This window comes from Kouleothrix sp. (genome assembly GCF_046328425.1).
Classification (GTDB): domain Bacteria; phylum Chloroflexota; class Chloroflexia; order Chloroflexales; family Roseiflexaceae; genus Kouleothrix.
In genome coordinates, this window is the sequence record NZ_JAXLWP010000022.1 from 1 (window position 1) to 22,696 (window position 22,696).

Here is a 22,696-nt window from a genome sequence, read left to right on the forward strand (position 1 = left end):
CGTAAGTCCTGTCAAATAGCCACGAAGACTCGAAAACGCGAAGCATGTGTGGCCTCCAGTCGCTTTCGAGGCTCTGAGGCTTTGTGGCAACCTTCCGCTCGTGTGAATGCGGGCCTGCGTCAGCTGAGAGCGAATAAGGAGCATCTATGCGCTACGAATTTGCCACCGCCGGCCGGATCATCGTCGGGCCGGGCACGTCGAGCGAGCTGCCCGAGCTGGCGCGCGCGTTTGGCGGGCGCGCGCTGCTGGTGCAGGGGCGCGGCGCCGCTGCGCGCGGCGGCCCGGCCGGGCAACTGGCGCGCCGCGTGGCTGCAGCCGCCGAGCTTGCGGTCGCGGGCGAGCCGTCAGTCGCCGATGTCGAGGCCGGCGCGCGGCTGGCCCGCGAGCACGCCTGCGATGTCGTCGTTGGCATCGGCGGCGGCAGCGTGCTCGACACCGCCAAGGCGGTGGCGGCGCTGGCCGCCAACGACGGCGGCGCGCTGGCGTACCTCGAGGTCGTCGGCGCCGGCAAGCCGCTCGAGCGCCCGGCGCTGCCGGTGATTGCCGTGCCCACCACCGCCGGCACCGGCAGCGAGGCTACGCGCAATGCCGTGGTGGCCGCGCCCGAGCAGCGCGCCAAGGCCAGCATTCGCCACGCCTCGCTGCTGCCGCGTGTCGCGCTGGTCGATTCGGCGCTCACCCACGATCTGCCGCCGAGCATCACCGCCAGCAGCGGCCTCGACGCGCTGACGCAGCTGCTCGAGGCGTACGTCTCGGCGCGCGCCCAGCCGATCACCGACGGCCTGTGCCTCGAGGGCCTGGGGCGCGCGGCCTGGGCGCTGCGGCGCGCCTACCACAGCCCGGCCGACGCCGAGGCGCGCGAGGCCATGAGCAGCGCCAGCCTGCTGAGCGGCCTGGCATTGGCCAACGCCGGCCTCGGCGCCGTCCACGGCATCGCCGCGCCGCTGGGCGGCGGCTACCCCGCGCCGCACGGCGCCGCCTGCGCCGCGCTGCTGCCCCACGTCTGCGCCGGCGCTATCGCGGCGCTGCGCCGCAGCGACCCCGAGGGCGCCGCGCTGCGGCGCTACGCCCGCGCGGCCGAGGTGCTGCTCGGGCGCGGCGGCGAGCGCGCCGCGCTGATCGACGACATGGTGCGCGCGCTGGCCGAGCTGGTGGCCGAGCTGGGCATCCCGCGCCTCTCGGCCTATGGCCTGGCGGCCGATGGCGTGCCGGCGCTGGCCCAGCAGGCTGCCCGCGCCAGCAGCACACGCGCCAACCCGGTGGCGCTGGCGCCCGCCGAGCTGGAAGAGGCAATCGGCGCGGCACTGTGATGCCGAAAGTGACTTTCTACGTAGCAGGGCGTCCTGGCATATGTGCCGAGTTGACAACTTGCCGCTGTTTTGGTAGCGTAGAGAACTTTCACTTGTCGAATGGTAAGGAGTCTTGATGGAGGCAATCGCGCCCGAGGAGCTGGTGCGCCTCTGCCAGAAGGGCCTTCCTGAAGACACACGCGCCTTTGAGACGCTTGTATCGATGTATAAGGATCGGGTCTTCTCTACGGCCTACCGGCTCATGGGCAACCGGCAAGACGCCGAAGATCAGGCGCAGGAGGCATTTCTCAAGATCTACCGCGGCATCAGGCAGCTCGACGACCCATCCACGTTGACGTCGTGGGTCTACCGCGTGACGACGAATACCTGCTTCGACGCATTGAGCAGGCAGAAGCGCCGCCCGCAGACCATACCGCTGGCTCCGCCCGGCGACGACGGCGCCGAGGAGCCGCGCTACGCCGACACGCGCCTGCCTGGCCCCGAGCAGGCGGCGCTGCGCCGCGAGGTCTGGGATTGCCTCGAGAAAACGCTCGCCGAGCTCGACCCGACTGGCCGGGCGGCGCTGATCTTGCGCGATATTGAAGACCGGCCGTACCAGGAGATCGCCGAGATCATGGCGGTGGGCCTCAGCGCGGCGAAGATGCGAATTCACCGCGCCCGGCTGGCCTTCCAGCACGCGCTCGAGCAGATCTGCCCCGGCTTGCGCCAGGCCAGCGGCCGCGTTGGCTAGCCACACACGTGTTTCAGGAGGAATCGCCGTGGATCTGCCCGCAGATGTGAACCTGACCGACCTGGCCGATGGCGTGCTGGCCGGGCCGGAGTGGGACGCCTGGCTCGAAGCGCACCCCGAGGCCGCCGCCGAGGTGGAGCTGGCCCGGCGCGTGCGCCGGCTGCTTGGCCGCCTGCACGAAGCCCAGATCGCCGTGCCCGAGGGCTTCGAGGCGCGCTTGATGGCGCGCATCCGCGACGACCGCACGCTGCTTGATCTGCTCGACCTGGGGCTGACGGGCCTTGGTCGCGCGCTGCTTGAGCTGCTGAATATCCTGTTTAGCTTGCTGCCGGCGCCCGAGCCGGCCGCCGCCGCACAGCCTTCCTGACGACATCGCTGCTGGGGGTGTGATGAACTTTCAAGTTGTAATCGACGCGCTCACCAAGATCGTCACCGACATCATCAATTTCATACCGAATCTGGTCAATGGCCTGATCATTCTGCTGATCGGCTACCTGATCGCGCGGGTCGTGCGCTGGGTGCTGGCGACCGTCCTGCGCCAGCTCAAGTTCGACCCGCTGATCGAGCGCACTGGCATCACCGGCTCGCTGCGTGGCCTGGGCGTGAAGACGCCGCTGTCGTGGATTCTGGCGCAGACGATCTTCACGTTTCTGCTGCTGTCGTTCCTGATCACCGCGACGCGCCTGATGGGCCTGGCGGCGGTGGCGGTGCTGCTCGAGCGGCTGCTCGGCTTTCTGCCGAACATCATCGCCGCAGTGATCATTTTCTTGCTGGGCGGCGTGGTGGCGCAGTTCGTGGGCAATCTGGTGGCGAGCGTCGGCGCGCTCAGCGGCCTGAGCTACGCTGCGCGCGTGGGCCGGGTGGTGCAGTACATGATCAGCCTGTTCGTGGTGGTGCTGGCGCTCGGGCAGCTGGGCGTCGATACCGCCATCCTTGTCACGGCGATCACGATTGTGATCGCGGCGTTTGGCCTGGCGCTGGGCCTGGCGCTGGGCCTCGGCGCGCGCGGGGTGGTGTACAACATCCTGGCCGGCTACTACCTGCGCCAGCGCTTCGCCACCGGCCAGCCGATCGCAGTGGCCGACGTGCGCGGCGAGGTCAGCCTAGTTGGCAGCGTTAACACCGTGCTGCGCACCGCCGAGGGCGAGGTGGTGCTGCCGAACAGCACGCTGATCGAGGCAACCGTGCGCGCCCCCCGGCCGCCTGCGGCCTAGCCCCCGAGCACTCGGCTGCCGAGGGCTCTCAGCTATCTCTGTATGCGGTTCTTCCCTGCTCCGCGCGGAAAAACCGCATACAGAAGATGAACACGTACCATGCTGCCGCAGGCTGCGATCTCGTATCTTGAGGAAGCCGAATCACGCAAGTGCGTAACTGCTAGATATTATAGCAGCGCGACTCCGAACACCTCGCCAAACGCTGCCGCCACGCGCTGCTCGGCCTCGGCGTGCGGCGGGGCGTACCCCAGCACGCGCTCCAGCGATGTCACACCCTTGTCGGCAATGCCGCACGGCACGATCTGCGCGAAGAAACGCAGGTCGGTGGCGACATTCAGCGCGAAGCCGTGCTGCGTCACGCCGCTGGCGCTCAGTTTCACGCCGATCGCGCAGATCTTCTCCTCGCCAACCCACACGCCGGTCAGGCCGGCGATGCGCCCGGCCGCCACGCCATAGCTCGCCAGCGCCACAATAATCGTCTCTTCCAGCATGCGCAGGTAGCGCAGCACGTCGCCGCCGTGCTGCGAGAGCTTCAGAATGGGGTAGCCGACCACCTGGCCCGGCCCGTGGTAGGTGATGTCGCCGCCGCGGTCGGATTCGACCAGCGCCACGCCCTGGGCCGCAAGCGCCGCGCGCGGCACCAGCAACTGCTCGGGCTTGGGGCGGCTGCCGAAGGTGTAGGTGTGCGGGTGCTCGACAAGCATCAGCGTATCGCCGATCGCGCCTGCCGAGCGTAGCCGGCCCAGCTCGCGCTGGCGCTGCCAGGCCGCCTCGTACTCCATCAGCCCGGCGCGTAGCACATGCACGCCGCGCCGGCCGGTTGTGGGTGCGCTCGTCATGCCCGGTAGTATACCATTGCGCGCCCGATGTCGAAACTGTCATCTCAGCCGCGCCGATGCCCTGGAGCGTCCAGCCGCTTCTGAACAAGCGAAACCCGCGTGTGCGCCGGCGGCACGGCCACCAAGATAACGCCATATTCATTGAAATTGCCGGCGCCTTGGGTTACACTTAACACTACCAATTCAGGCTCTGCCCTGCTAACCGCGGCCGCATTGTAATCTGTTGAATGGTCGCTTATACGCCCGCCGCAAGCAAAGCTGAAAGGAGACCCGTGTGCGTCGTTTGTTGTTGATCATTTGTTTTTTCTCGCTTTTCGCCGCCGCAGCGCCGGCCCAGGCTGCCTCGAATGAAATCTGTTTTCAACAGGTGCCCGACTGCCTGACCTTCCGGTTCGCCTCGTTCTGGCGCGACAACGGCGGGCTGGCCGTGTTCGGCCTGCCGCTCTCGCCGGCAAAGAACGAGCAGGTCGGCGATCAGAAGTACAAGGTGCAGTACCTCGAGCGCGCGCGCTTCGAGCTGCACAAAGAGAACGCCAAGCCCTACGATGTGCTGCTCGGGCTGCTTGGCGCCGACCGGCTGGCCGCGCAGGGCCGCGACTGGCAGACGTTCCCGAAGGCCGACCCGAGCGCGCCACACTACTTCGCCGAGACCGGCCACGCGATCGCACCGCAGTTCTGGGGCTTCTGGTCGAGCAATGGCCTTGAGTTCGATGGCAACAAAAAAGCCAAGAGCCCGGCCGAGTCGCTCGCGCTGTTCGGCTTCCCGATCTCCGAGCCGCAGATGGAGCCTGGCTCCGACGGCCAGATGTACCTGACGCAGTGGTTCCAGCGCGCTAAGTTCGAGTACCACCCCGAGAACAAGGCGCCCTACGACGTGCTGCTCGGCCTGCTGGGCGCCGATGCCTACCATGCCGCGCCGCAGCAGTCGCAGCCCGCCGGCAAGCCGGCCAAGGCGATCGGCTGCGCGCCGAACGCGCCGGCCATCGCCGAAGGCGCCGCCGCGTGGGTCGCCGACGCCGAGCCGGCCGCGCCCGCCACCAACAACGCCGTCTGCGCGCGCTTGATCGTCAACGGCGCGCCGGTTGCCGGCGCTCAGGTGAAGGCCACCGCGCGCTACTCCGACGCGACGTTTAGCTATGGCCCGGCTACCACCGGCGCCGATGGCCAGGCCCAGATCGACTTCAATATCGACAAGGCCAAGAATCGCTACGTCGTGGCGATCGACGTCAGCTTCAGCGCGCCGGGCGGCCAGGCGTACAGCGCTACGACGAACTTCCGGCCGCGCTACTCGTTCGAAGAGCCGCCGCCCAGCGGCCCGGTGCTGCCAAACATCCCCACGCCAACCGGCGCGTGCGCCGCCAATGCGCCGGCGCCTGTCGAAGGCGCGCAGGCATGGGTCACCGTGAACCAGCCGAACGACCCCAACCAGTTCGACTCGATCTGCGCGCGCCTGATCGTCAATGGCGCGGTCGTGAGCGGCGCCGAGGTTAATGCGATCGCCTACCGCTACGGCAAAGATGCCTACTACGGCCCGGCTACCACCGGCGCCGAAGGTGTGGCCGAGATCGGCTTCCCGGTCGAGAATGGCAAGGATCACTACACCGTCTACATCGATGTCGCGATCAAGGCGCCCAACGGCCAGACCTACGGCGCTACCACCTACTACCGGCCGGTGTACCCCACGCCGCAGTAGCTCCTCGTTTCACTGCTGAACAATTGCTTTATGGTGGGGGTTCGGGGGCGGCTTCGCCGCTCCCGAACCTCTTATTGTGTTGCACTACGTGGCGAAGTCACGTAGTGCAACACAATGTCCCTAAGTGATCAAGCGAACAGCGTAGTATCCCTTCTTCCATGTGCGGCAGAGCAGGGGGCAAGAGTGCCGGCCCGGCACCCTAACCAACCTCTTATCTCAGCGCGTGGCCCGGCGTGCTACACTACAGCTATGAAACTGTCTGATTCACGCCATATTGCGGCAATGCCGCTGCGCCGCCGCCTGACGATCTCGTACGTCGGGTTTTTTGCTGTGGCGCTGATCATCCTCGATATCGGCCTGTACCTGATCGTCCGCCAGGCGCTCTTCAACAGCATCGACAACGAGCTGCGCTTGGGCGCGCAGCTGCTCCAGCAAGAATTCGACGACAGCAACCAGATGCCGCGCGCCTACTTCGACGGCGAGCAGTGGCTGGTGCGCCTGCGCGCCCCGCAGGTGCAGAACTTCGAGACGACGAGCCTGGTAGTGCAGGCGTTTCTGCTCGAAAACGGCGAGCTGCAGCAGCGCACGTCGAACGCGCAAAACCCGCTCGAGCCCAACCGCCAGCTGCTCGAGCAGGCACTCGCCGGCCAATCGCCCGACCCGAGCGCCGGCGTAGGCCAGCCGCGCATGCGCGAGCTGTACACCCCGCTCATGTTTCGCAACAAGGTTATTGGCGTGTTTCAGATCGCCCGCTCGATGAAAGACGCCGACCTTGCGCTTAAGCTGCTGTTCTACGCCCTGTTCGGCGGCGGCGTTGTGGTGCTGCTGGCGGCGGCGCGCGGCGGCACCTGGCTCACCCGCGCGGCGTTCCGGCCGATCGACGAGATCACGCGCACCGCCCAGAGCATCGTGCGCGCCGAAGACCTCAGCCGGCGCGTGCCGGTGCCCCCAACCCAGGACGAGCTGCAGCGCCTCACGATCACGATCAACGATCTGCTGGCGCGCGTCGAGGCGCTGTTCGGCACCCAGCGCCGCTTCGTGGCCGATGTGTCGCACGAGCTGCGCACCCCGCTCGCGGCCATGCAGGGCAACCTGGAGGTGCTCGACCGCGGCGCGGCGCGCGACCCGCAGCTGCTGGCCGAGTCGCTGTCCGATATGCGCCGCGAGGTCGCGCGCCTCATCCGCATGGCCAACGATCTGCTGCTGCTGGCCCAGAGCGATGCCGGCGTGCAGCTGCGCCACGAGCCGGTCGAGCTCGATACGCTGCTGCTTGAGGTGCACCGCGAGCTGCGCCCGCTGGCCGAGGGCGTGCAGCTGCGCATCGGCGAGGAAGATCAGATCGTCGTGCCCGGCGACCGCGACCGGATCAAGCAGGCGCTGCTGAACCTGGGGATCAATGCATTGCAGCACACGCCGCCGGGCGGCAGCGTGACGCTGAGCCTGGCGCGGCACGGCGACAGGGCCGAGCTGAGCGTGGCAGATACCGGCGTTGGTATTGGCCCCGACGACTTGCCGCATATTTTCGAGCGCTTCTACCGCGCCGACCGCTCGCGCTCGCGTGGGCGCGGCGGCGCCGGCCTGGGCCTGGCGATCGTTAAGTGGATCGCTGAGATGCACGACGGGCAGGTGCAGGTCGAAAGCACGCCTGGCCTGGGTAGCCGCTTCAGCCTGTTTCTGCCGCTCGATCCACAAACCAACGGCGCCGTCCCCGAGTTACAATTTCTTCACGGCGCGGTTCCACACGTCTGAATAGCCCTTTATCTCGCACATCCGTACGCTTGGCTGCGGCCAGCCACAGCCGGCGCGCGCCGGGGCGCACCCCCTGGCGCGCGCCGCGCCCGCGCCCGCGCGTGAACAAACGATGACAAGCTGACGCCCCACTGAGATGCGTATGTCATAGACGCTCGGCATGCGCGCTGCTATAATTTTGCGAGAGCGCCTGTGCGCCGCCGCTGCTTGCGGCTGGCCGCGCGCCCTCGCACGCAACCAAGCAACCGACGGCGCGCAGACGCGCCAGGCACGCCGACACGTATGGTACGCTCTTCAACCGACATAGAACTCCTGCGCCGCAGCCAGCTGCTGAATAGCTGCCTGCTGGTGATTGGCCTGCTCATGGCGGCTGCGGTGATCGCAGGCGTCGGCCTCGGGCGCGGCGATTGGCGCCTCGGCGACCTGACGCTGCTGCCCGCGCTGGCGTTGCTGCTCGGCGGCGGCTGGCTGCTGGCCGCGTATCTGTTTAGCCGCGTGCGCCGCTATACCGTCGCCGGCAGCCTGGTGATCGCGTTTGTGCTGCTGGCGCTGGCGCTGGCGATCTACCTCTTGCCCGGCTACACCCTGGCGCTGCTGCCGTTTGCCTGCATCCCGGTGGCGCTGGCCGCGCTGCTGCTGAGCCGGCCCGCCGTGTATCTTGCCACGCTCGCTACCCTTGGGGCGCTGGCTGGTGCCGCCGCGCTTGCGGGCGAGCTGCCGCCGCCCGCGCTGGCGCTGGGCCTGCCGCCCCCTGGCGCTGCCCTCAGCGCCGCCAGTGGCGCGGTTGCGCTCGGCTTCCTGGCGCTGATCCTGGCCCCGCTGCGCGGCGAGCTTGCGCGCCTGCTCGGCCAGCTCCAGCACGGCGAGGCCGCCGCGCTCGCCGCCGCCGACGACCGGCTGGCTGCCGAGCTGGCGCGCGACGCGGCCCAGGCCGACCTCGAAGAGCGCGAGCGCAACTTCGACACCGTGCTCCAGCACGTCAGCGACGGCGTGATCGCGATCAACCCGGCTGGCAAGGTGGTGCGCGCCAACGCGACCGCGCGCGAGCTGTGGGTCGAGATCACCGGCGGCGATCTGATCGGCCAGCGCTTCGACCAGCTGCGCGCTACCCTGATGGGCCCCACCGCGCCCACCCAGTTCGTCGATATCGTCGAGCTGCCGCGCGACGAGGCCGCTGGCGGTGAAGGCTACACCCACGTGCTGCTCGACCGCCGCGAGCGCGCCAGGCTCACGCGCCTGCGCGGCGAGCTGCTCAGCCTGCTGGCCGACGAGATGCGCAACCCGCTGACCTCGATGGTCACCGCGCTCGAGATGACGCTCGGCCAGAATTTGCCCGAAGGCGCCGACCGTGTGCTGGTGGGCGCGCGGCGCAGCGGCCAGCGCCTGCTCGAGCTCGTCACCACCATGCTCGAGATCAACCAGCTTGAGCATAACCCCAACGCGCTGCGCCGCGCGCCGCTGCCGCTGCGCCCCATCCTCGATGCCGGCATCGCCCAGACTACGCCGCTCCAGCACCAGGGCGCGGTGCAGGTGGTGGTCGAGTACAGCGGCGACGGCGTGGTGCTGATCGACGGCGAGCGGGTGCGCCGCGCGTTTGTGCACCTGCTCGAGCACGCGCTGCGCCAGAGCCCGCCCTACAGTACCGTGCAGGTGCGCACCGAATGCCAGAGCGATGTCATGGCCGTGCGCATTAGCGACCAGGGCCCCGGCCTCACGCCGCAGCAGCGCGAGCTGCTGTTCGACCAGCGCGTCATGCCCGACGAGCGCAAGGCCCCCGCGCTTGGCCTGGCCTTCAGCAAGCTCGTGGTCGAAACCCATGGCGGCAGGGTGATGGTCGAGAGCAGCGGCAGCCACGGCAGCACCTACCTCTTTACCCTCCCGCTGGCCCCGCGCGACGTGCTATAATCTCGCCACGACATAATCGCCTTCAAAGAAGAGGGAATGGTGTATACCTCAATCGATCTCTCGATCGCTGCCCCGCTCGCCACACTCACGCTCAACCGGCCCGATCTTCACAACGCCTTCGACGCAGCCATGATCGCTGAGCTGCGCTCTGCTTTCGCTGCGCTCGCCGCCGATGCCAGCGTGCGCGTCGTGATCCTGGCCGGCGCCGGGCCGTCGTTCTGCGCCGGCGGCGATGCTCGCTGGATGCGCGCCAGCCTGGGCTGGAGCCACGCCGAGAATGTCGCCGATGCCCAGGCGCTCGACGCGCTGTTCGACGCCGCCTGGAGCCTGCCCAAGCCGCTGATCGGCCGCGTTCACGGTGCGGCGCTCGGCGGCGGCGCCGGGCTGGTGGCCTGCTGCGACCTGGTGGTGGCCGAGGATTCGGCGCGCTTTGGCTTCACCGAGGTGAAGCTCGGCCTGCTGCCGGCGGTCATCGCTCAGTATGTGGTGCCTAAGATCGGCCTTGGCCACGCCCGCGCACTGTTCGTCAGCGGCGAGCGCTTTACCGCCGAGCGCGCCTTTGAGATCGGCCTGGTGCACGCGATCACCAGCGCGGGCGATCTCGACGCCACCGTGCGGTCGCTGGCCGCGCGTATGCTCACCAGCGCGCCCGGCGCGATCGCCGCTGCCAAGCGCGTGCTCGACGTCGTCTCATCGCGCGACCGCGAGGCCGCGCGCGCCTATGTTGTCGAGGCGATCGCCGCGGCTCGCACTGGCCCCGAGGGCCAGGAGGGCTTGCGCGCGTTTCTCGAAAAGCGCCGCCCATCCTGGGCGCCCGTGCTTGAGCGTTAGCGATGTATTTCAACACCATTCTGATCGCCAACCGCGGCGAGATCGCGGTGCGCATTATTCGCGCCTGCCACGAGCTGGGCATCGCCGCCGTGGCCGTCTATAGCGAGGCCGACGCGGGCGCGCTCCACGTGCGTCAGGCCGACGCGGCTTTCCCGATCGGCCCGGCCGCCGCCGCGCATAGCTACCTTAGCGCCGAGCGCATCCTCGCGGCGGCCCGGCAGAGCGGCGCCGAGGCCATCCACCCCGGCTATGGCTTTCTCTCCGAGCGCGCCCACTTCGCGCGCGCCTGCGCCGCCGCCGAGGTTGTGTTCATCGGCCCGCCGCCCCAGGCGATCGAGCTGATGGGCTCGAAGATCGCCGCCAAGCGCCTGGCCGAGCAGGCGGGCGTGCCCACCGCGCCTGGCTACATGGGCGACGACCAGGCGATCGAGCGGCTGCGCGACGAGGCCCGTCGCGTCGGCTTCCCGCTGCTGATCAAGGCCAGCGCTGGCGGCGGCGGCAAAGGCATGCGCGTGGTGCGCAGCCTCGCCGAGCTCGAGCCCGCGCTCGATGGCGCCCGCCGCGAGGCCCGCGCGGCGTTTGGCGACGACGCGGTGTTTCTCGAGCGCCTGATCGAGCGGCCGCGCCACGTCGAGATCCAGGTGCTGGCCGACGCCCACGGCCACTGCGTGCACCTGTTCGAGCGCGAGTGCTCGATCCAGCGCCGCCACCAGAAGATCATCGAAGAGTCGCCCAGCGTGGCGCTCAGCCCTGGCCTGCGCGCCGAGATGGGCGACGCCGCAGTGCGCCTGGCCCAGGCCGCCGGCTATGTCGGCGCCGGCACCATGGAGTTCATGCTCGCCGAAGACGGCAGCTACTACTTCCTCGAAATGAACACGCGCCTCCAGGTCGAGCACCCGGTTACCGAGGCTGTGGCCGGCGTCGACCTGGTGCAGCTGCAGATCGCGATCGCCGCCGGCGCGTCGCTGCCCTTCACCCAGCCTGACCTGGCGCAGCGCGGCCACGCGATCGAGGCGCGCGTCTACGCCGAAGACCCGGTCACCTTCCTGCCCTCGATCGGCCAGGTCGCGCTGTTTGCGCCGCCTGCTGGCCCCGGCATCCGCAACGATGCCGGCGTCGAAACCGGCGACGAGGTGACGGTTCACTACGATCCCATGCTGGCCAAGCTGATCGTCGCCGCGCCCAGCCGCAACGCCGCGATCGAGCGCCTACGCCGCGCCCTCGCTGAGTATGCGGTATTGGGGCTCACCACCAACCTGCCGCTGCTGCGCGCGATCGCCAGCCACCCCGATTTCGCCGCAGGCGCTACCACCACGAGCTTTCTGGCCGACGCCGGGCTGCAGATCGAGGAGGAACATCAGCCAGTGCCGGCCGACGTGCTTGTGGCCGCCGCGATCGGCGACGTGCTGGCGAGCAGCCCCGCCGCTGATGATGTGCAGCCCAATCCCTGGCGCGCTGGCGCCTGGCGCCCTCTCGGCGACACGACCACCCTGCGCTACACCGCTGGCGAGCGCGAGTATGCCGTCGGCGCCGCGCGCCAGCCCGGCGGCTGGCTCGTTACGCTCGGCGGCACAGCCTACGAGCGCCGGGTCGTGTCGGCGCGCCCTGGCGAGCTGATACTGGCTGCGGGCGCGGCCCAGGCGCGTTTCACACTCGCCCGCGACGCCGATGGCGCCCGGCTGGTCGGCTGGCGCGGCGCAAGCTACCGGCTGGCGCGCGCCGCCGCGCTCAGCGTCGACACGCTAGGCACCGGCGCGGGGCGCGCGCACGGCCACGCCTCGCTCGCCGCGCCTATGCCCGGCACGGTCGTCAAGCTGCTTGTCGAGGTGGGCCAGGCCGTGGCCGCCCAGCAGCCGCTGGTGGTGCTCGAGGCCATGAAAATGGAGCACGTGGTCGTCGCTCCCTACGACGGCCTGGTTCAGCAGGTTTGCTACGCCGCAGGCGCGCTGGTGGCCAAAGGCGCCGTGCTCGTCGAGCTCGACGAAGCCGCGGTGTAACGAAATAGCCTCAGCCGAGACATGATCGTAGCGCGCCTGCCCGCGCGCTGCGGTGCAACAAAAACGTGAGCGCCGCCGTCTGATATGTGCAGCTCGCTGTGGGCGCCTTTGCGCCCGTGGCAGGTGCGCCGCGCAAGCAGGCGATTTGACAAAGGCATACTCATCACGTATGATCAACGGAGTGTCGGGGCGTGGCTCAGCCTGGTAGAGCACAGCGTTTGGGACGCTGGGGTCGTGGGTTCAAATCCCTCCGCCCCGACCACCTCTCACTCCTTCGTCTTTCCCTCGCTTCGTGGCCCATATCTTGCAGCAATGCGTCAGAGGTACGTGCGTGTGCCGCTGCTGCGGCGCCATGCATCCAACTAGCCGGTGTCAAACGTATTATAAGCGGGTATTCTACTAGCAAGCTGCGCTGGTACTGTTTTTGAGTGCCAGGTGCGTCGAAAAATATTGACAAACTGCGCAGGTGGGTGTATAATCTGCGCAGGGCTTTCTATGCGGAAAGCCCCATAATGTGTCGCACCCTCTGATGACAAGCGTAATCGCGTAGTGTTCGGCCAAGTTCGCCGAGCACGACTGTCTCAGAACCATAATGAGGGCGCGGCTCCTTCCGCTTCGGGAGGAGCCGCGCTGTGTCTCTTGGAGGTGCCGAGTGATGAAGCGCACATACAACGAGCAGCAGGCATGGGAGCTCGACGAGCGCCCCGACGAGAACGAAGAGCCGACTGTCGAGGCGATCGCCGATGTCGAAGAGCTAGCAAACGATATATTGGAAGAGGCGGCCCTACCGGCTGAGCCGTCGCTTGACTCTGTACAGCACTACCTGCAAGAGATTGGCCGGGTTTCACTGCTCAGCGCAGCCGAGGAGGTCGAGCTGGCCGAGCGTATGGAGCGCGGCAAGGCTGCGGCGCAGCGCCAGGCTTTGGCCGAGGAGCTGAGCCCGCAGCTGCGCGCCGCGCTGCGCGCCGACCTGATCGGCGGCCAGGAGGCGCGCCGCCACCTGATTCAGGCTAACCTGCGCCTGGTGGTGAGCATCGCCAAGAAGTATGTCGGCCGCGGCCTGGCGCTGCTCGATCTGATTCAAGAGGGCAACATCGGCCTGATGCGCGCTGTCGAGAAGTTCGACTACCACAAGGGCAACCGCTTCTCGACGTACGCCACCTGGTGGATCCGACAGGCCGTCACCCGCGCGATCGCCGAGCAGGGCCGCACCATTCGCCTGCCGGTGCACATGAGCGAGTCGGTCGGGCAGGTGAAGCGCGCCGCCGAGCGCCTGGCCCAGGCGCTCGAGCGCCAGCCTACCGCCGAGGAGATCGCGACGGCGCTGGGCCAGCCGATCGATCGGATCGAGCGCGTGCTCGAGGCCGCCCGCCGCCCCGTCTCGCTCGAGACGCCGGTGGGTGAGGATGGCGAGCACACGCTGGGCGACTTCCTGCAGGACGACGAGCTGCCCACGCCGGCCGAGATGGCATCGCAGCAGCTGCTGCGGCGCGACCTGGCGGCCGCGCTCGATCACCTCAACGAGCGCGAGCGCCGGATCATCGACCTGCGCTATGGCCTGGCCGATGGCCAGCGCCGTACGCTGGAAGAGGTGGGCAAGGTGCTGGGGATGACGCGCGAGCGCGCCCGGCAGATCGAGGCCGAGGCGCTGCGGCGCCTGCGTGCCCCCGAGGTCGGCCAGCATCTGCGCGATTACCTTGAGTAGCGTCAGCGCCGATTCGCAGCTACAGCAAAACGCCGGAACTCAGCTCGAGTTCCGGCGTTTTGCTGTTGGGCGCGCTGTGGGCGCTACTTCGCCCGCAGTGCATGCAGCAGGCCATTGCCGTTGCCGTTCTTCGCCAGCACTTCCTCAAGCGGCAGCGGGCGCTGGTCGCCCTCGCGGAAGGTGTGCAGGGCCGCCGCGATGAAATCGCGGAACAGCGGGTGCGGCCGGTTCGGGCGCGACAGAAACTCGGGGTGGAACTGCGACGCGACGTACCATGGGTGGTCGCGCAGCTCGATGATCTCGACGAGCCGGCCATCGGGCGAGAGGCCGCTGATCACCAGGCCGGCGCCTTCAAGCAGGCTGCGATACTTGTTGTTGAACTCGAAGCGGTGGCGGTGGCGCTCCATTACCTCGCCGGTGCCGTACGCTGCGGCGGCTTTGGTGCCCGGCTTCAGCACGCACGGGTATACGCCCAGGCGCATCGTGCCGCCCTTGTCGGTGATATCCAGCTGGTCGGGCATGAAGTCGATCACCGGGTGCGGCGTCTGCGGCACGAACTCGGTGCTGTTGGCCTCGAGCGTATCGTCCATCACGTGGCGCGCGAACGCGATCGTGGCGCACTGCATGCCCAGGCACAGCCCCAGGTAGGGCACGCTCGCGGCGCGCGCATAGTCGGCCGTGGCAATTTTGCCCTCGACGCCGCGGTAGCCGAAGCCGCCCGGCACCACAATGCCATAGACGTCGTTCAGCCAGGCCTCCGGGCCTTCGCGCTCGATCACCTCCGACGACACCCACTTCAGCTCGACATCGACGCTCTGATGCAGGCCGGCGTGGCGCAATGCCTCGGCCACGCTTAGGTAGGCGTCGTGCAGCTCGACGTATTTGCCGACGATTGCGATCGGCAGGCGCCGCTTTGGCGCTTTGATCCGCCGTACCAGCCGCTGCCAATCGCGCAGATCGGGCGTTGCGGCATTGGAAAGGCCCAGCCGCGATACCAAGTAGTTGCCCAGGCCGGTCTCCTCGAGCACCAGCGGCACCTCGTAGATCGTCTCGACGGTGTGCATCGGGATCACCGCTTCGACGTCGACGTCGGCGAACAGCGCTACTTTCTCGCGGATCTCGTCGGAGATCGGGTGATCGGCGCGGCAGACGATCACGTCGGCGGTGATGCCAACGCGGCGCAGCTCCATAACCGAGTGTTGGGTTGGCTTGGTCTTGACTTCGCCAGTGGCACCGATATGCGGCAGTAGCGTGACATGAATATACAGCACGTTGTCGCGGCCGACATCTTTACGCATCTGGCGAATAGCCTCAAGAAACGGCAGGCCCTCGATATCGCCCACCGTGCCGCCGATCTCGACGATCACCACGTCGGCGTTCGATTGGCGCGCCACTGCGGCGATCCGGCCCTTGATCTCGTTGGTAATATGTGGAATCACCTGGATCGTGCCGCCAAGGTAATCGCCGCGCCGCTCTTTCTGAATCACCGAAGAGTAGATCTGCCCGGTAGTGACATTGCTCAGGCGCGAAAGGTTTTCGTCGATAAATCGCTCGTAGTGCCCCAGGTCCAGGTCTGTCTCGGCGCCGTCTTCAGTGACAAATACCTCGCCATGCTGGTAGGGCGACATTGTACCCGGATCAACATTGATGTATGGATCTAGCTTCTGAACCGAGACTCGCAAGCCACGGCTCTTGAGCAGCCGCCCGATCGACGCAACGGTGATACCCTTGCCCACGGAAGATGCCACGCCGCCTGTGACGAAGATGTACTTTGCCATTGCTGCTGTCGCTCCTTTTTGCTGGTCAATCGGCTGACTCAGATCGTGCTTCATCGTCGTACACTTACTACTATCTCTAGTAAAAACAATACGGGTCGTTCAGCTCCCCCGATCGAACGGACCCGCACCTGACAGCTGGTAGTAGATTGTCGTCAATCGTGATGTCATTGCTGCTCTGCAGGGCGCGTCGGCCGCTTACATCGTGCGCTACCCCTTGCCTCCTTATAATAACGAGTGAGTAGTGCTTTTTGACAATGCTACGCGCTCGATTTGCTTGCACTTGACGACGCCGCAAATGCCGAAAAGTCACGCCGATGCGCTATACGGCATCTCAGTGCCGTAATCAAACAGTAACCGTACCGGCTGCGGGCAAAAGAAAAGAGAGGAAGGCAATGCGACCTTCCTCTCAAGCAAGGTATGTTTGGCGCTGAGCTTGCGGAATGGTTTTCGACGGAGGCGATGCCAGCCGCAGATGCCAAGGAAAAACCGGTAGCCGCCAGGAACAAGGGGAGGAATGAGCCAGCGGCACGGCAGGTTCACCCGCCGGCGCCGAGTTTGTAACCTTCCCTGGCTAAATCGACAGTCCACTCCAATGTCCATAGCAGCCTCGAGGTGCCTGGCTGAAAGTGTGACGTACTTGTAATATGTCCTCGCCAGATAGACTCACCTCCGCAATCATTATACCACCGCTTGCGGTGCTTTGGCTAGCCCTATACGACATAGCGGTCAGCTACTAGGCTTCATAATAATGAAGCGTGTTTCCTCTTCATCTGCAGGCAAGTTTGTGGCGGTGATAGTTAACTTTTCTTCAGGAACGATCTCTTTGAGGCCCACCTCGTGCGTGAACTTCTCGAGTGGCGCCAGCTCCGAGGTGAAGCTGCGCTGGTCGCTCAGGGCGTAATGCATAGGAATGACGATCCGCGGTTCGATCTGGCTGATCACGCCGACGGCCTCGGCTGGGCCAATTGTCTCGTCGCCGCCAACCGGCACGAACAGCACATCGACGTTGCCGATCTCGTCGATCTGGTGCGTCGTCAGCTCGTGCCCCAGGTCGCCTAAATGGCAAAACACCACGTCGTCCAGATGGATCACATACACGGTATTGCCGCCGCGGCTGGCACCGCGCTGCTTGTCGTGGAATGTGCGCACGCCGGCGATCATCACGCCGCCGACCTCGTACTCGCCAGGGCCTTCGATCAGAAATAGCCGCTCGCGCATGGGCTTCACTGCGGCGACATTGTTGTGATCCGGGTGGGCGTGGCTCACGGTGACGATGTGTGCGCTGGGCCGTCCAATCTCGATGCCAACCGAGCGGTCGAATGGGTCGCAGAGCACAATGCCGTCGCGCCCGCGCAGCCGAAAGCAAGAATGGCCAAGATACTGAATGTCTGGCATAGTCTATGTCTCTAGCTTGTTTCTTCGTCCGATGTGGTGCCGTGCGCCTCGGCCCACAGCTGGTCGATAATTGGGCGAATCACGTCGAAGGTGAAGCCGCGCCGCTGCAGGTAGCCGCCCATGCGGCGGGTGAAGGCCTGGCGATCGGCCGAGTCGGCGTATTTGCGTAGGGCGCCGCGTGCTACCACCAGCGCGCGCTCGGCTTCGTCGCCCGCGAGCGCCTGGTCGGTCAGCACTGCGCCGGCGGTCTCGCTGTCGATCCCCTTGCGGCGCAGCTCGTCGCGCAGGGCATTGGCGCCGCGCGGGCGGCAGGCCAGGCGATTCTCGACCCAGAAGCGCGCGAATGCGGCATCATCGACCAGGCCGAGCTGAGCCAGGCGATCGAGCGCGCTATCGATCGCCTCGGGCGCGAAATCCTTGCGGCCGAGGCGGGTGCGGATCTCGGCGACCGAGCGCGGGCGGGCTTCGAGGAAGCGCAGCGCGGCCTGAAAGGCTTTGTCGCCGCTCTCGATCTGCTCGAGCTGCGCGTACTCGGCTTCGCCGAGCACTTTGCCCACGTGCAGCCCAGCGCGGGTGATCGTGGTGAGGCTCACGCCAAGGGCGAACTCGCCGTTGACGAACACATTCACGCGCTCGGGGTCATTCAGTTGTGCCCGCAGGCTCGTGATCGTTCCAGCTGGCATAGGCCCATGAAACGGCATGAGTTTTCGTTCTGAGCCGAGCGCACCCGACTCAGAACAGAAAACTCATGCTGCAATGCCGATTGCTCGACGCTATTCTTCAAACAGCCCGTCGCCGTCGTCGCCCTCTGCGGTGCTCGCAGCGGCGGCCGGCACAACCATGGCCTGGGCGCGGATCAGGCGCTCGATCTCGTCGGCCAGGGCCGGGTTCTCGTTCAGAAACGCCTTGGCATTCTCGCGGCCCTGGCCGAGGCGATCTTCGCCAAGGTAGAACCAGGCGCCGCTCTTGCGGATGATCTCCAGCTCGGTGGCGACGTCGAGGATGTTGCCGGCGCGCGAGATGCCCTCGTTGGCCATGATGTCGAACTCGGCCTGGCGGAACGGCGGCGCGACCTTGTTCTTCACAACCTTGACGCGCGAGCGCATGCCGATGGCCTCTTGGCCGGATTTCAGCGTCTCGATGCGGCGGATATCCATGCGCACCGATGCGTAGAACTTCAGCGCCTGCCCGCCGGTGGTGGTTTCGGGCGAGCCGAACATCACGCCGATCTTCATACGCAGCTGGTTGAGAAAGACCACCACGGTGCGCGACTTGCTGATAGCGCCCGAGAGCTTGCGGAGCGCCTGGCTCATGAGGCGGGCCTGCAGGCCGGGCAGCGAGTCGCCCATGTCGCCTTCGATCTCGGCGCGCGGCACCAGCGCGGCCACCGAGTCGATCACGATGATATCGACGGCATTCGAGCGCACCAGCATCTCGCAGATCTCGAGCGCCTGCTCGCCAAAATCGGGCTGCGACACCAGCAGGTTGTTGGTGTCGACGCCGCAGCGCGCGGCGTAGATCGGGTCGAAGGCGTGCTCGGCGTCGATGAACGCCGCGACGCCGCCGATCTTCTGGGCCTGGGCCACAATATGCTGGGCAAGCGTCGTCTTGCCGCTCGACTCGGGGCCATAGATCTCGATGACGCGGCCGCGTGGCACGCCGCCGACGCCCAGGGCGATGTCGAGCGCGATCGCGCCGGTGGGGATGACATCGATGCTCAGCTTCGAGCTGGCCTCCCCCATCTTCATGATCGAGCCCTTGCCGTACTTGCGGTCGATCTGGCTCATGGCTGCGGCCAAAGCCTTTTCTTTCTCGGGCGAAATGGCCATCGCGGGCGCTCCTCCGTTTTGCGTACTCACTCGTGCTACTCCTTAGATGCTCAAACTTTACTACACCGTGCCAGCCCTGTCAAAAGCAGGGTGTGGGCGTGCCACTGCATCACGATTATAGCACGAACGTTCGCTCTGAACAAGTGTTTTATTCGGCGAAATACGCGCCAGCTAGCGGATCGTCCAGCTGCTCTGCGCTGGCGATTGCGCTGCGAAGGCGGGGCTAAAGGGCAGTGCGCGCACAACCACGCGCTGGGTGAATTTATCGGGGCCTTTGGGCGGCCAGCACGTCACGAGCGTGACCATCTCGCGATCGGTTGGAGCGATCAGCTGGGCGTTCGCGGCGTGCTGTTCGGGGGAAACGCCCTCTTCGGTGACGAGCATGCGCTCGCTGACGGTGTAGAGGTACTGCTGGCCCGCGCTGTAGAGCGTGATCTGGTCGCCCGGCTTGACGTAATATAAATCCTTAAAGACCTTGCCGTAGCCGCCGACGTGGCCCGCCAGCACGATATTGCCGCCGTCGCCGGGGTTTGCCGAGCCGCGATGCTGGCCGACGGCGTACTCGGCTACCTGCCACAGCGCGACCTCCTGGCCGTCTTGCTGCTTCACTTCCCAGCCAACCTCGACGACTTTTGAGTCGACGTGGATGCTGGGGATCGCGACGCGGGTGATTGCCGAGCGGTGATCGGGGTTGACGCTGGGGATCGGGCCTACCACCTGGCCGCCGGCCTCGCCGTCGGCGGCGGCGGAGCCGAGGACTGGCGCGGTAAACGGGGCCGGCTCCTGATCGACCTGCGGCACGATCGGCGCGGGGGCGGGCAAGTCGGTATCGCCGCGTGCGGCGTAGCGCTCGTACTCGGCCTGGCTGTAGATCCCGCCGACGTACAGCAGCAGCACCACGCCGACCAGCATGAACAGGTTGCCGAATGTCCAGAGCAGCCTGGCGCGGCCGCTCAAGGCGGAACCATGGCTGCTGCCCGCGCCGAAGCGACGCCCAGGCGCGGGCAGCTTAGCGGCGGAGGCTGAGCGATTCACGATCCAAAAACGACGCATGTTTCTTTACCCGGAGCTGACGCTGCGGCGGCGAACACAGGCGATAGCTGCAGTTTGCATGCCACGGTACCGGCTTTGAGGCGCGCTATTGCCATAGCGCAGGCGCCTGCGGCTTCAGTATACCACCCTGGCCAAGCTGTTATCAAGCCAGGCGCGGCCAGGAGCGCGATTCTCATCGTTCACTAATGGTATGGAATTTGCGGTGCAACCTTTGTTTGTGCCAGCGGCCGTTCGTGCGAAGAGAGTGTGCATGTCGTCTGGGAATACTCGACCGCCATCGATCGATGATCAGGCGCCTGGCCACGAGCCGCAGGTGCTGATTGTGGACGATGAGCCTGTCATTCTCGATCTGCTGCGCGATGTGCTTGAAGAGGCAGGCTATGCCGTGCTCAGCGCCAGCAATGGCGCCGCCGCGCTCTACCTGGTTCAGCGCGCCCCAGTGGCGCTGATTCTGACCGACCTGATGATGCCGAACATGAGCGGTATCGAGCTGGCGCGGCGGGTGCGCGCAAACGCTGATACCCAGGCAATTCCGCTGGTGCTGATGTCGGCGGCGATGCCAAAGAATGTGGATGATCTGTTCGCGGCGGTGATTCACAAGCCATTCGCTATTGACCAGGTCGTGGAGGTTGTGCGCAAGGTACAACTAGCGTAGTGACGACGGGCGGGCGCGAGGCGGTGATAGAGGTAGCCTTGGCGGGCATTAAGCCTGATTCCAGCGGCGCTATGTGTGGAGAACAGTGTCCCTATGACAAACGCGGAAGATCTGGTTTCGACTGGCATCTACGGCCTTGACACTATTCTAGGCGGCGGGCTCAGCCGGCCGTCGCTGGTGGTGCTGATCGGTGCGCCAGGCGCTGGCAAAACTGTGCTTGCCAGCCAGATTATCTTTCACGCCGCGCGCCAGGGCCACAGGGCGATCGTGTTTACCTCGTTCTCGGAGGGCGCCGAGCAGTATATCCAGCATATGCGCTCGCTTACATTCTTTGATGCCGGCCTGCTGAGCAACGGCGTGCAGGTGTTGACGCTGGCCAGCCAGCTTACGGCCGAGGACAGCCTGCCGTCGACCGCGATGGCGCGGCTGATCCGCACGAGCGGCGCCAATATTGTGCTGCTGGACGGCTTCCAAGGCGCCGACCCGCTGCTGCCGGGCGGGCAGAGCATGCGCGCCATGCTCTCGGCGCTGGCCACCCAGATCCGCTACCTCGACGTGACGATCCTGGTGACAATCGCCGGCGAAGTGCGCGACCCGCACCTATATACCGAGATGACGGTGGCCGACGCGGCGATCGGGATGGTTTACCGAACCGAGGGCCGCTACCACCGGCGGCTGTTGGAGGTGGTGAAGCTGCGCGGGCGGGCGCAGTGGCCTGGGCTGCACAGCTACCAGATCGATGCCCAGGGCGTGCGTGTATTTCCCCGGATCGAAGGCTTCCTGCCGGCGCGCCCGCAGCAGTTCAGCGACGCGCGGGTGCCGTTTGAGCTGCCCGTGCTCGACCATCTGCTGGGCGGCGGCCCGAACGTGGGCACGACCACGCTGCTGGCGGGCGCGCCCGGCGTGGGCAAAACCATGCTCGGGCTCTACTGGGCGGTGGCCAATGCGCGGCCCGAGGCGGCCAGCCTGTTTATCTCGTTCGCCGAGCAGCCGGATCAGCTTGAGCTGAAAGCCGCAGCCTTCGGCCTCGATCTGCGGGGCGCGGTGGCGCGCGGCAGCGTGCGCCTGCTGCGGCTCTCGGCGGTGGAGCTGAACCCCGACCGATTCGCCGGGATTCTGCTGGACGAGCTGGCTGAGCAAAAGGTGGCGCGGCTGGTGGTAGACGACGTGGCCTCGCTGCTGCACGAGCTTGGCGAGCGCACGCGCGATTACCTCAGCGCGCTCAGCGATATCACCTATAGCGCCCAGATCACCAGCATGTATATGATCGAGATCGCGCCGTTCGATGGCCTGCGCGTGAACCTCTCGAACACGCCAACATCGGTGCTGGGCGATAATGTGCTGGTGATCCAGCAGTATGAGATCGGCGGGGCGCTGCGCCGGGTGCTGGGCGTGCTGCGTATGCGCCTGAGCATATTCGATCGCACGCTGTACGAGCTGGTGCTCGATAGCGCGGGCATACACCTGGCGCCGCTCGAAGATACTGTGCAGCGGCGGCTGGCGCCAGGCGGCTCGCCCACCACTACCTGATCGCGCGGCTCGCCCTCCTCTACCTGCGCTGGCTCAGACCAGCTCGGTTTGATCATTTTTCTTTAGGGATGCCTTGCCCGGTGAAGCCGGGCAGGGCATCCCTAAAAGAATATGGAGTTACGCACTTGCGTGACTCGGGTTCCTCAGAGTACGAGATTGGGCCTGCGGCAGCATGGTACTTGTTTATCTTTTGTGTGCGGTTTCCGCGCTCCGCGCGGAAAACCGCACACGATACGTAGAATAGTACCGCTATGTAAGACCTAAAGCAATTTCGGGGGCGGCTTCGCCGCCGCCCGCACCCCCACCCCGGCGCAACCAGCCGTGCTGCGCTAAACTTGACAATCTTGATAAATAAAATTAAAATAAGCCCCGGTTTTGACAAACCCGAGCAAGCACGTTATATTCGTGTCATCCAGGCTAAGTAGTGCAACAACGCCGCCGCTCGATGCGAGCGCGCCGGCTAGGATTGGCGTACGCCAGCTG

At 66.4% G+C, this 22,696-nt stretch carries 18 protein-coding genes and 1 tRNA gene; 13 read left to right on the forward strand and 6 right to left on the reverse strand.

Translation table 11 applies throughout. The annotated features are described in order from the left end of the window. The first annotated feature begins 146 nt into the window (after nt 1–146). From U0177_RS19510 to U0177_RS19525, 4 genes are all read left to right on the forward strand, one after another. Nucleotides 147–1,310 (forward strand): iron-containing alcohol dehydrogenase, encoded by a 1,164-nt coding sequence (locus U0177_RS19510; protein ID WP_409572336.1) that lies wholly within the window; start codon nt 147–149, stop codon nt 1,308–1,310. 115 nt (nt 1,311–1,425) lie between these two features. After that, a complete protein-coding gene (locus U0177_RS19515) occupies nt 1,426–2,040 on the forward strand; it encodes an RNA polymerase sigma factor (protein WP_409572337.1) in 615 nt (204 codons plus the stop codon). A 28-nt stretch (nt 2,041–2,068) separates the two neighbouring features. After that, complete coding sequence (locus U0177_RS19520; RefSeq protein ID WP_409572338.1) at nt 2,069–2,407, forward strand: hypothetical protein; 339 nt, start codon at nt 2,069–2,071, stop codon at nt 2,405–2,407. A 22-nt stretch (nt 2,408–2,429) separates the two neighbouring features. Continuing rightward, a complete protein-coding gene (locus U0177_RS19525) occupies nt 2,430–3,254 on the forward strand; it encodes a mechanosensitive ion channel family protein (RefSeq protein WP_409572339.1) in 825 nt (274 codons plus the stop codon). A 167-nt stretch (nt 3,255–3,421) separates the two neighbouring features. On the opposite strand, the gene lipB is transcribed toward U0177_RS19525, so the two are convergent. Further along, the gene (lipB, locus tag U0177_RS19530; RefSeq protein ID WP_409572340.1) at nt 3,422–4,093 is read right to left on the reverse strand and encodes a lipoyl(octanoyl) transferase LipB; all 672 of its coding nucleotides are present in this window, start codon (nt 4,091–4,093) and stop codon (nt 3,422–3,424) included. A 274-nt stretch (nt 4,094–4,367) separates the two neighbouring features. Here lipB and U0177_RS19535 point away from each other — a divergent pair, with 274 nt between their 5' ends. The 7 genes from U0177_RS19535 (at nt 4,368) to U0177_RS19565 (ending at nt 13,973) form a co-directional block, all read left to right on the forward strand. Further along, the gene (locus U0177_RS19535; RefSeq protein ID WP_409572341.1) at nt 4,368–5,786 is read left to right on the forward strand and encodes a hypothetical protein; all 1,419 of its coding nucleotides are present in this window, start codon (nt 4,368–4,370) and stop codon (nt 5,784–5,786) included. Nucleotides 5,787–6,035: 249 nt separating this feature from the next. Continuing rightward, nucleotides 6,036–7,535: an ATP-binding protein gene (locus U0177_RS19540; RefSeq protein ID WP_409572342.1), complete on the forward strand. Its 1,500-nt coding sequence runs from the start codon at nt 6,036–6,038 to the stop codon at nt 7,533–7,535. 282 nt (nt 7,536–7,817) lie between these two features. Then, the gene (locus U0177_RS19545; RefSeq protein ID WP_409572343.1) at nt 7,818–9,440 is read left to right on the forward strand and encodes an ATP-binding protein; all 1,623 of its coding nucleotides are present in this window, start codon (nt 7,818–7,820) and stop codon (nt 9,438–9,440) included. Between the two features lie 36 nt (nt 9,441–9,476). Further along, nucleotides 9,477–10,271 (forward strand): enoyl-CoA hydratase-related protein, encoded by a 795-nt coding sequence (locus U0177_RS19550; RefSeq protein WP_409572344.1) that lies wholly within the window; start codon nt 9,477–9,479, stop codon nt 10,269–10,271. Nucleotides 10,272–10,273: 2 nt separating this feature from the next. Next, a complete protein-coding gene (locus tag U0177_RS19555; protein ID WP_409572345.1) occupies nt 10,274–12,268 on the forward strand; it encodes an acetyl/propionyl/methylcrotonyl-CoA carboxylase subunit alpha in 1,995 nt (664 codons plus the stop codon). Between the two features lie 185 nt (nt 12,269–12,453). Beyond that, nucleotides 12,454–12,530, forward strand: a tRNA-Pro gene (locus tag U0177_RS19560). A gap of 393 nt (nt 12,531–12,923) precedes the next feature. Beyond that, a complete protein-coding gene (locus U0177_RS19565) occupies nt 12,924–13,973 on the forward strand; it encodes an RNA polymerase sigma factor RpoD/SigA (RefSeq protein WP_409572346.1) in 1,050 nt (349 codons plus the stop codon). Between the two features lie 83 nt (nt 13,974–14,056). Here U0177_RS19565 and U0177_RS19570 read toward each other — a convergent pair whose 3' ends face one another. The 5 genes from U0177_RS19570 to U0177_RS19590 form a co-directional block, all read right to left on the reverse strand. Then, a complete protein-coding gene (locus U0177_RS19570; RefSeq protein ID WP_409572347.1) occupies nt 14,057–15,751 on the reverse strand; it encodes a CTP synthase in 1,695 nt (564 codons plus the stop codon). A gap of 726 nt (nt 15,752–16,477) precedes the next feature. Further along, nucleotides 16,478–17,146 (reverse strand): MBL fold metallo-hydrolase, encoded by a 669-nt coding sequence (locus U0177_RS19575; RefSeq protein ID WP_409572348.1) that lies wholly within the window; start codon nt 17,144–17,146, stop codon nt 16,478–16,480. An 11-nt stretch (nt 17,147–17,157) separates the two neighbouring features. After that, nucleotides 17,158–17,829, reverse strand: coding sequence for a regulatory protein RecX (locus U0177_RS19580; RefSeq protein ID WP_409572349.1), 672 nt, complete (start codon nt 17,827–17,829; stop codon nt 17,158–17,160). Between the two features lie 90 nt (nt 17,830–17,919). After that, the gene (gene recA, locus U0177_RS19585) at nt 17,920–18,975 is read right to left on the reverse strand and encodes a recombinase RecA (protein ID WP_409572350.1); all 1,056 of its coding nucleotides are present in this window, start codon (nt 18,973–18,975) and stop codon (nt 17,920–17,922) included. A 171-nt stretch (nt 18,976–19,146) separates the two neighbouring features. Next, nucleotides 19,147–19,932: a sortase gene (locus tag U0177_RS19590; RefSeq protein ID WP_409572351.1), complete on the reverse strand. Its 786-nt coding sequence runs from the start codon at nt 19,930–19,932 to the stop codon at nt 19,147–19,149. 346 nt (nt 19,933–20,278) lie between these two features. Between U0177_RS19590 and U0177_RS19595 the strand changes: the two genes are divergently transcribed. Both U0177_RS19595 and U0177_RS19600 read left to right on the forward strand, forming a co-directional pair. Further along, entirely contained in the window at nt 20,279–20,683 is a 405-nt protein-coding gene (locus U0177_RS19595; RefSeq protein ID WP_409572352.1) for a response regulator, read from the forward strand. Nucleotides 20,684–20,776: 93 nt separating this feature from the next. Further along, nucleotides 20,777–22,213 carry an ATPase domain-containing protein gene (locus tag U0177_RS19600; RefSeq protein WP_409572353.1) on the forward strand — a complete coding sequence of 479 codons (1,437 nt, stop codon included), beginning with the start codon at nt 20,777–20,779 and terminating at the stop codon, nt 22,211–22,213. The last annotated feature ends 483 nt before the right edge of the window (nt 22,214–22,696 follow it).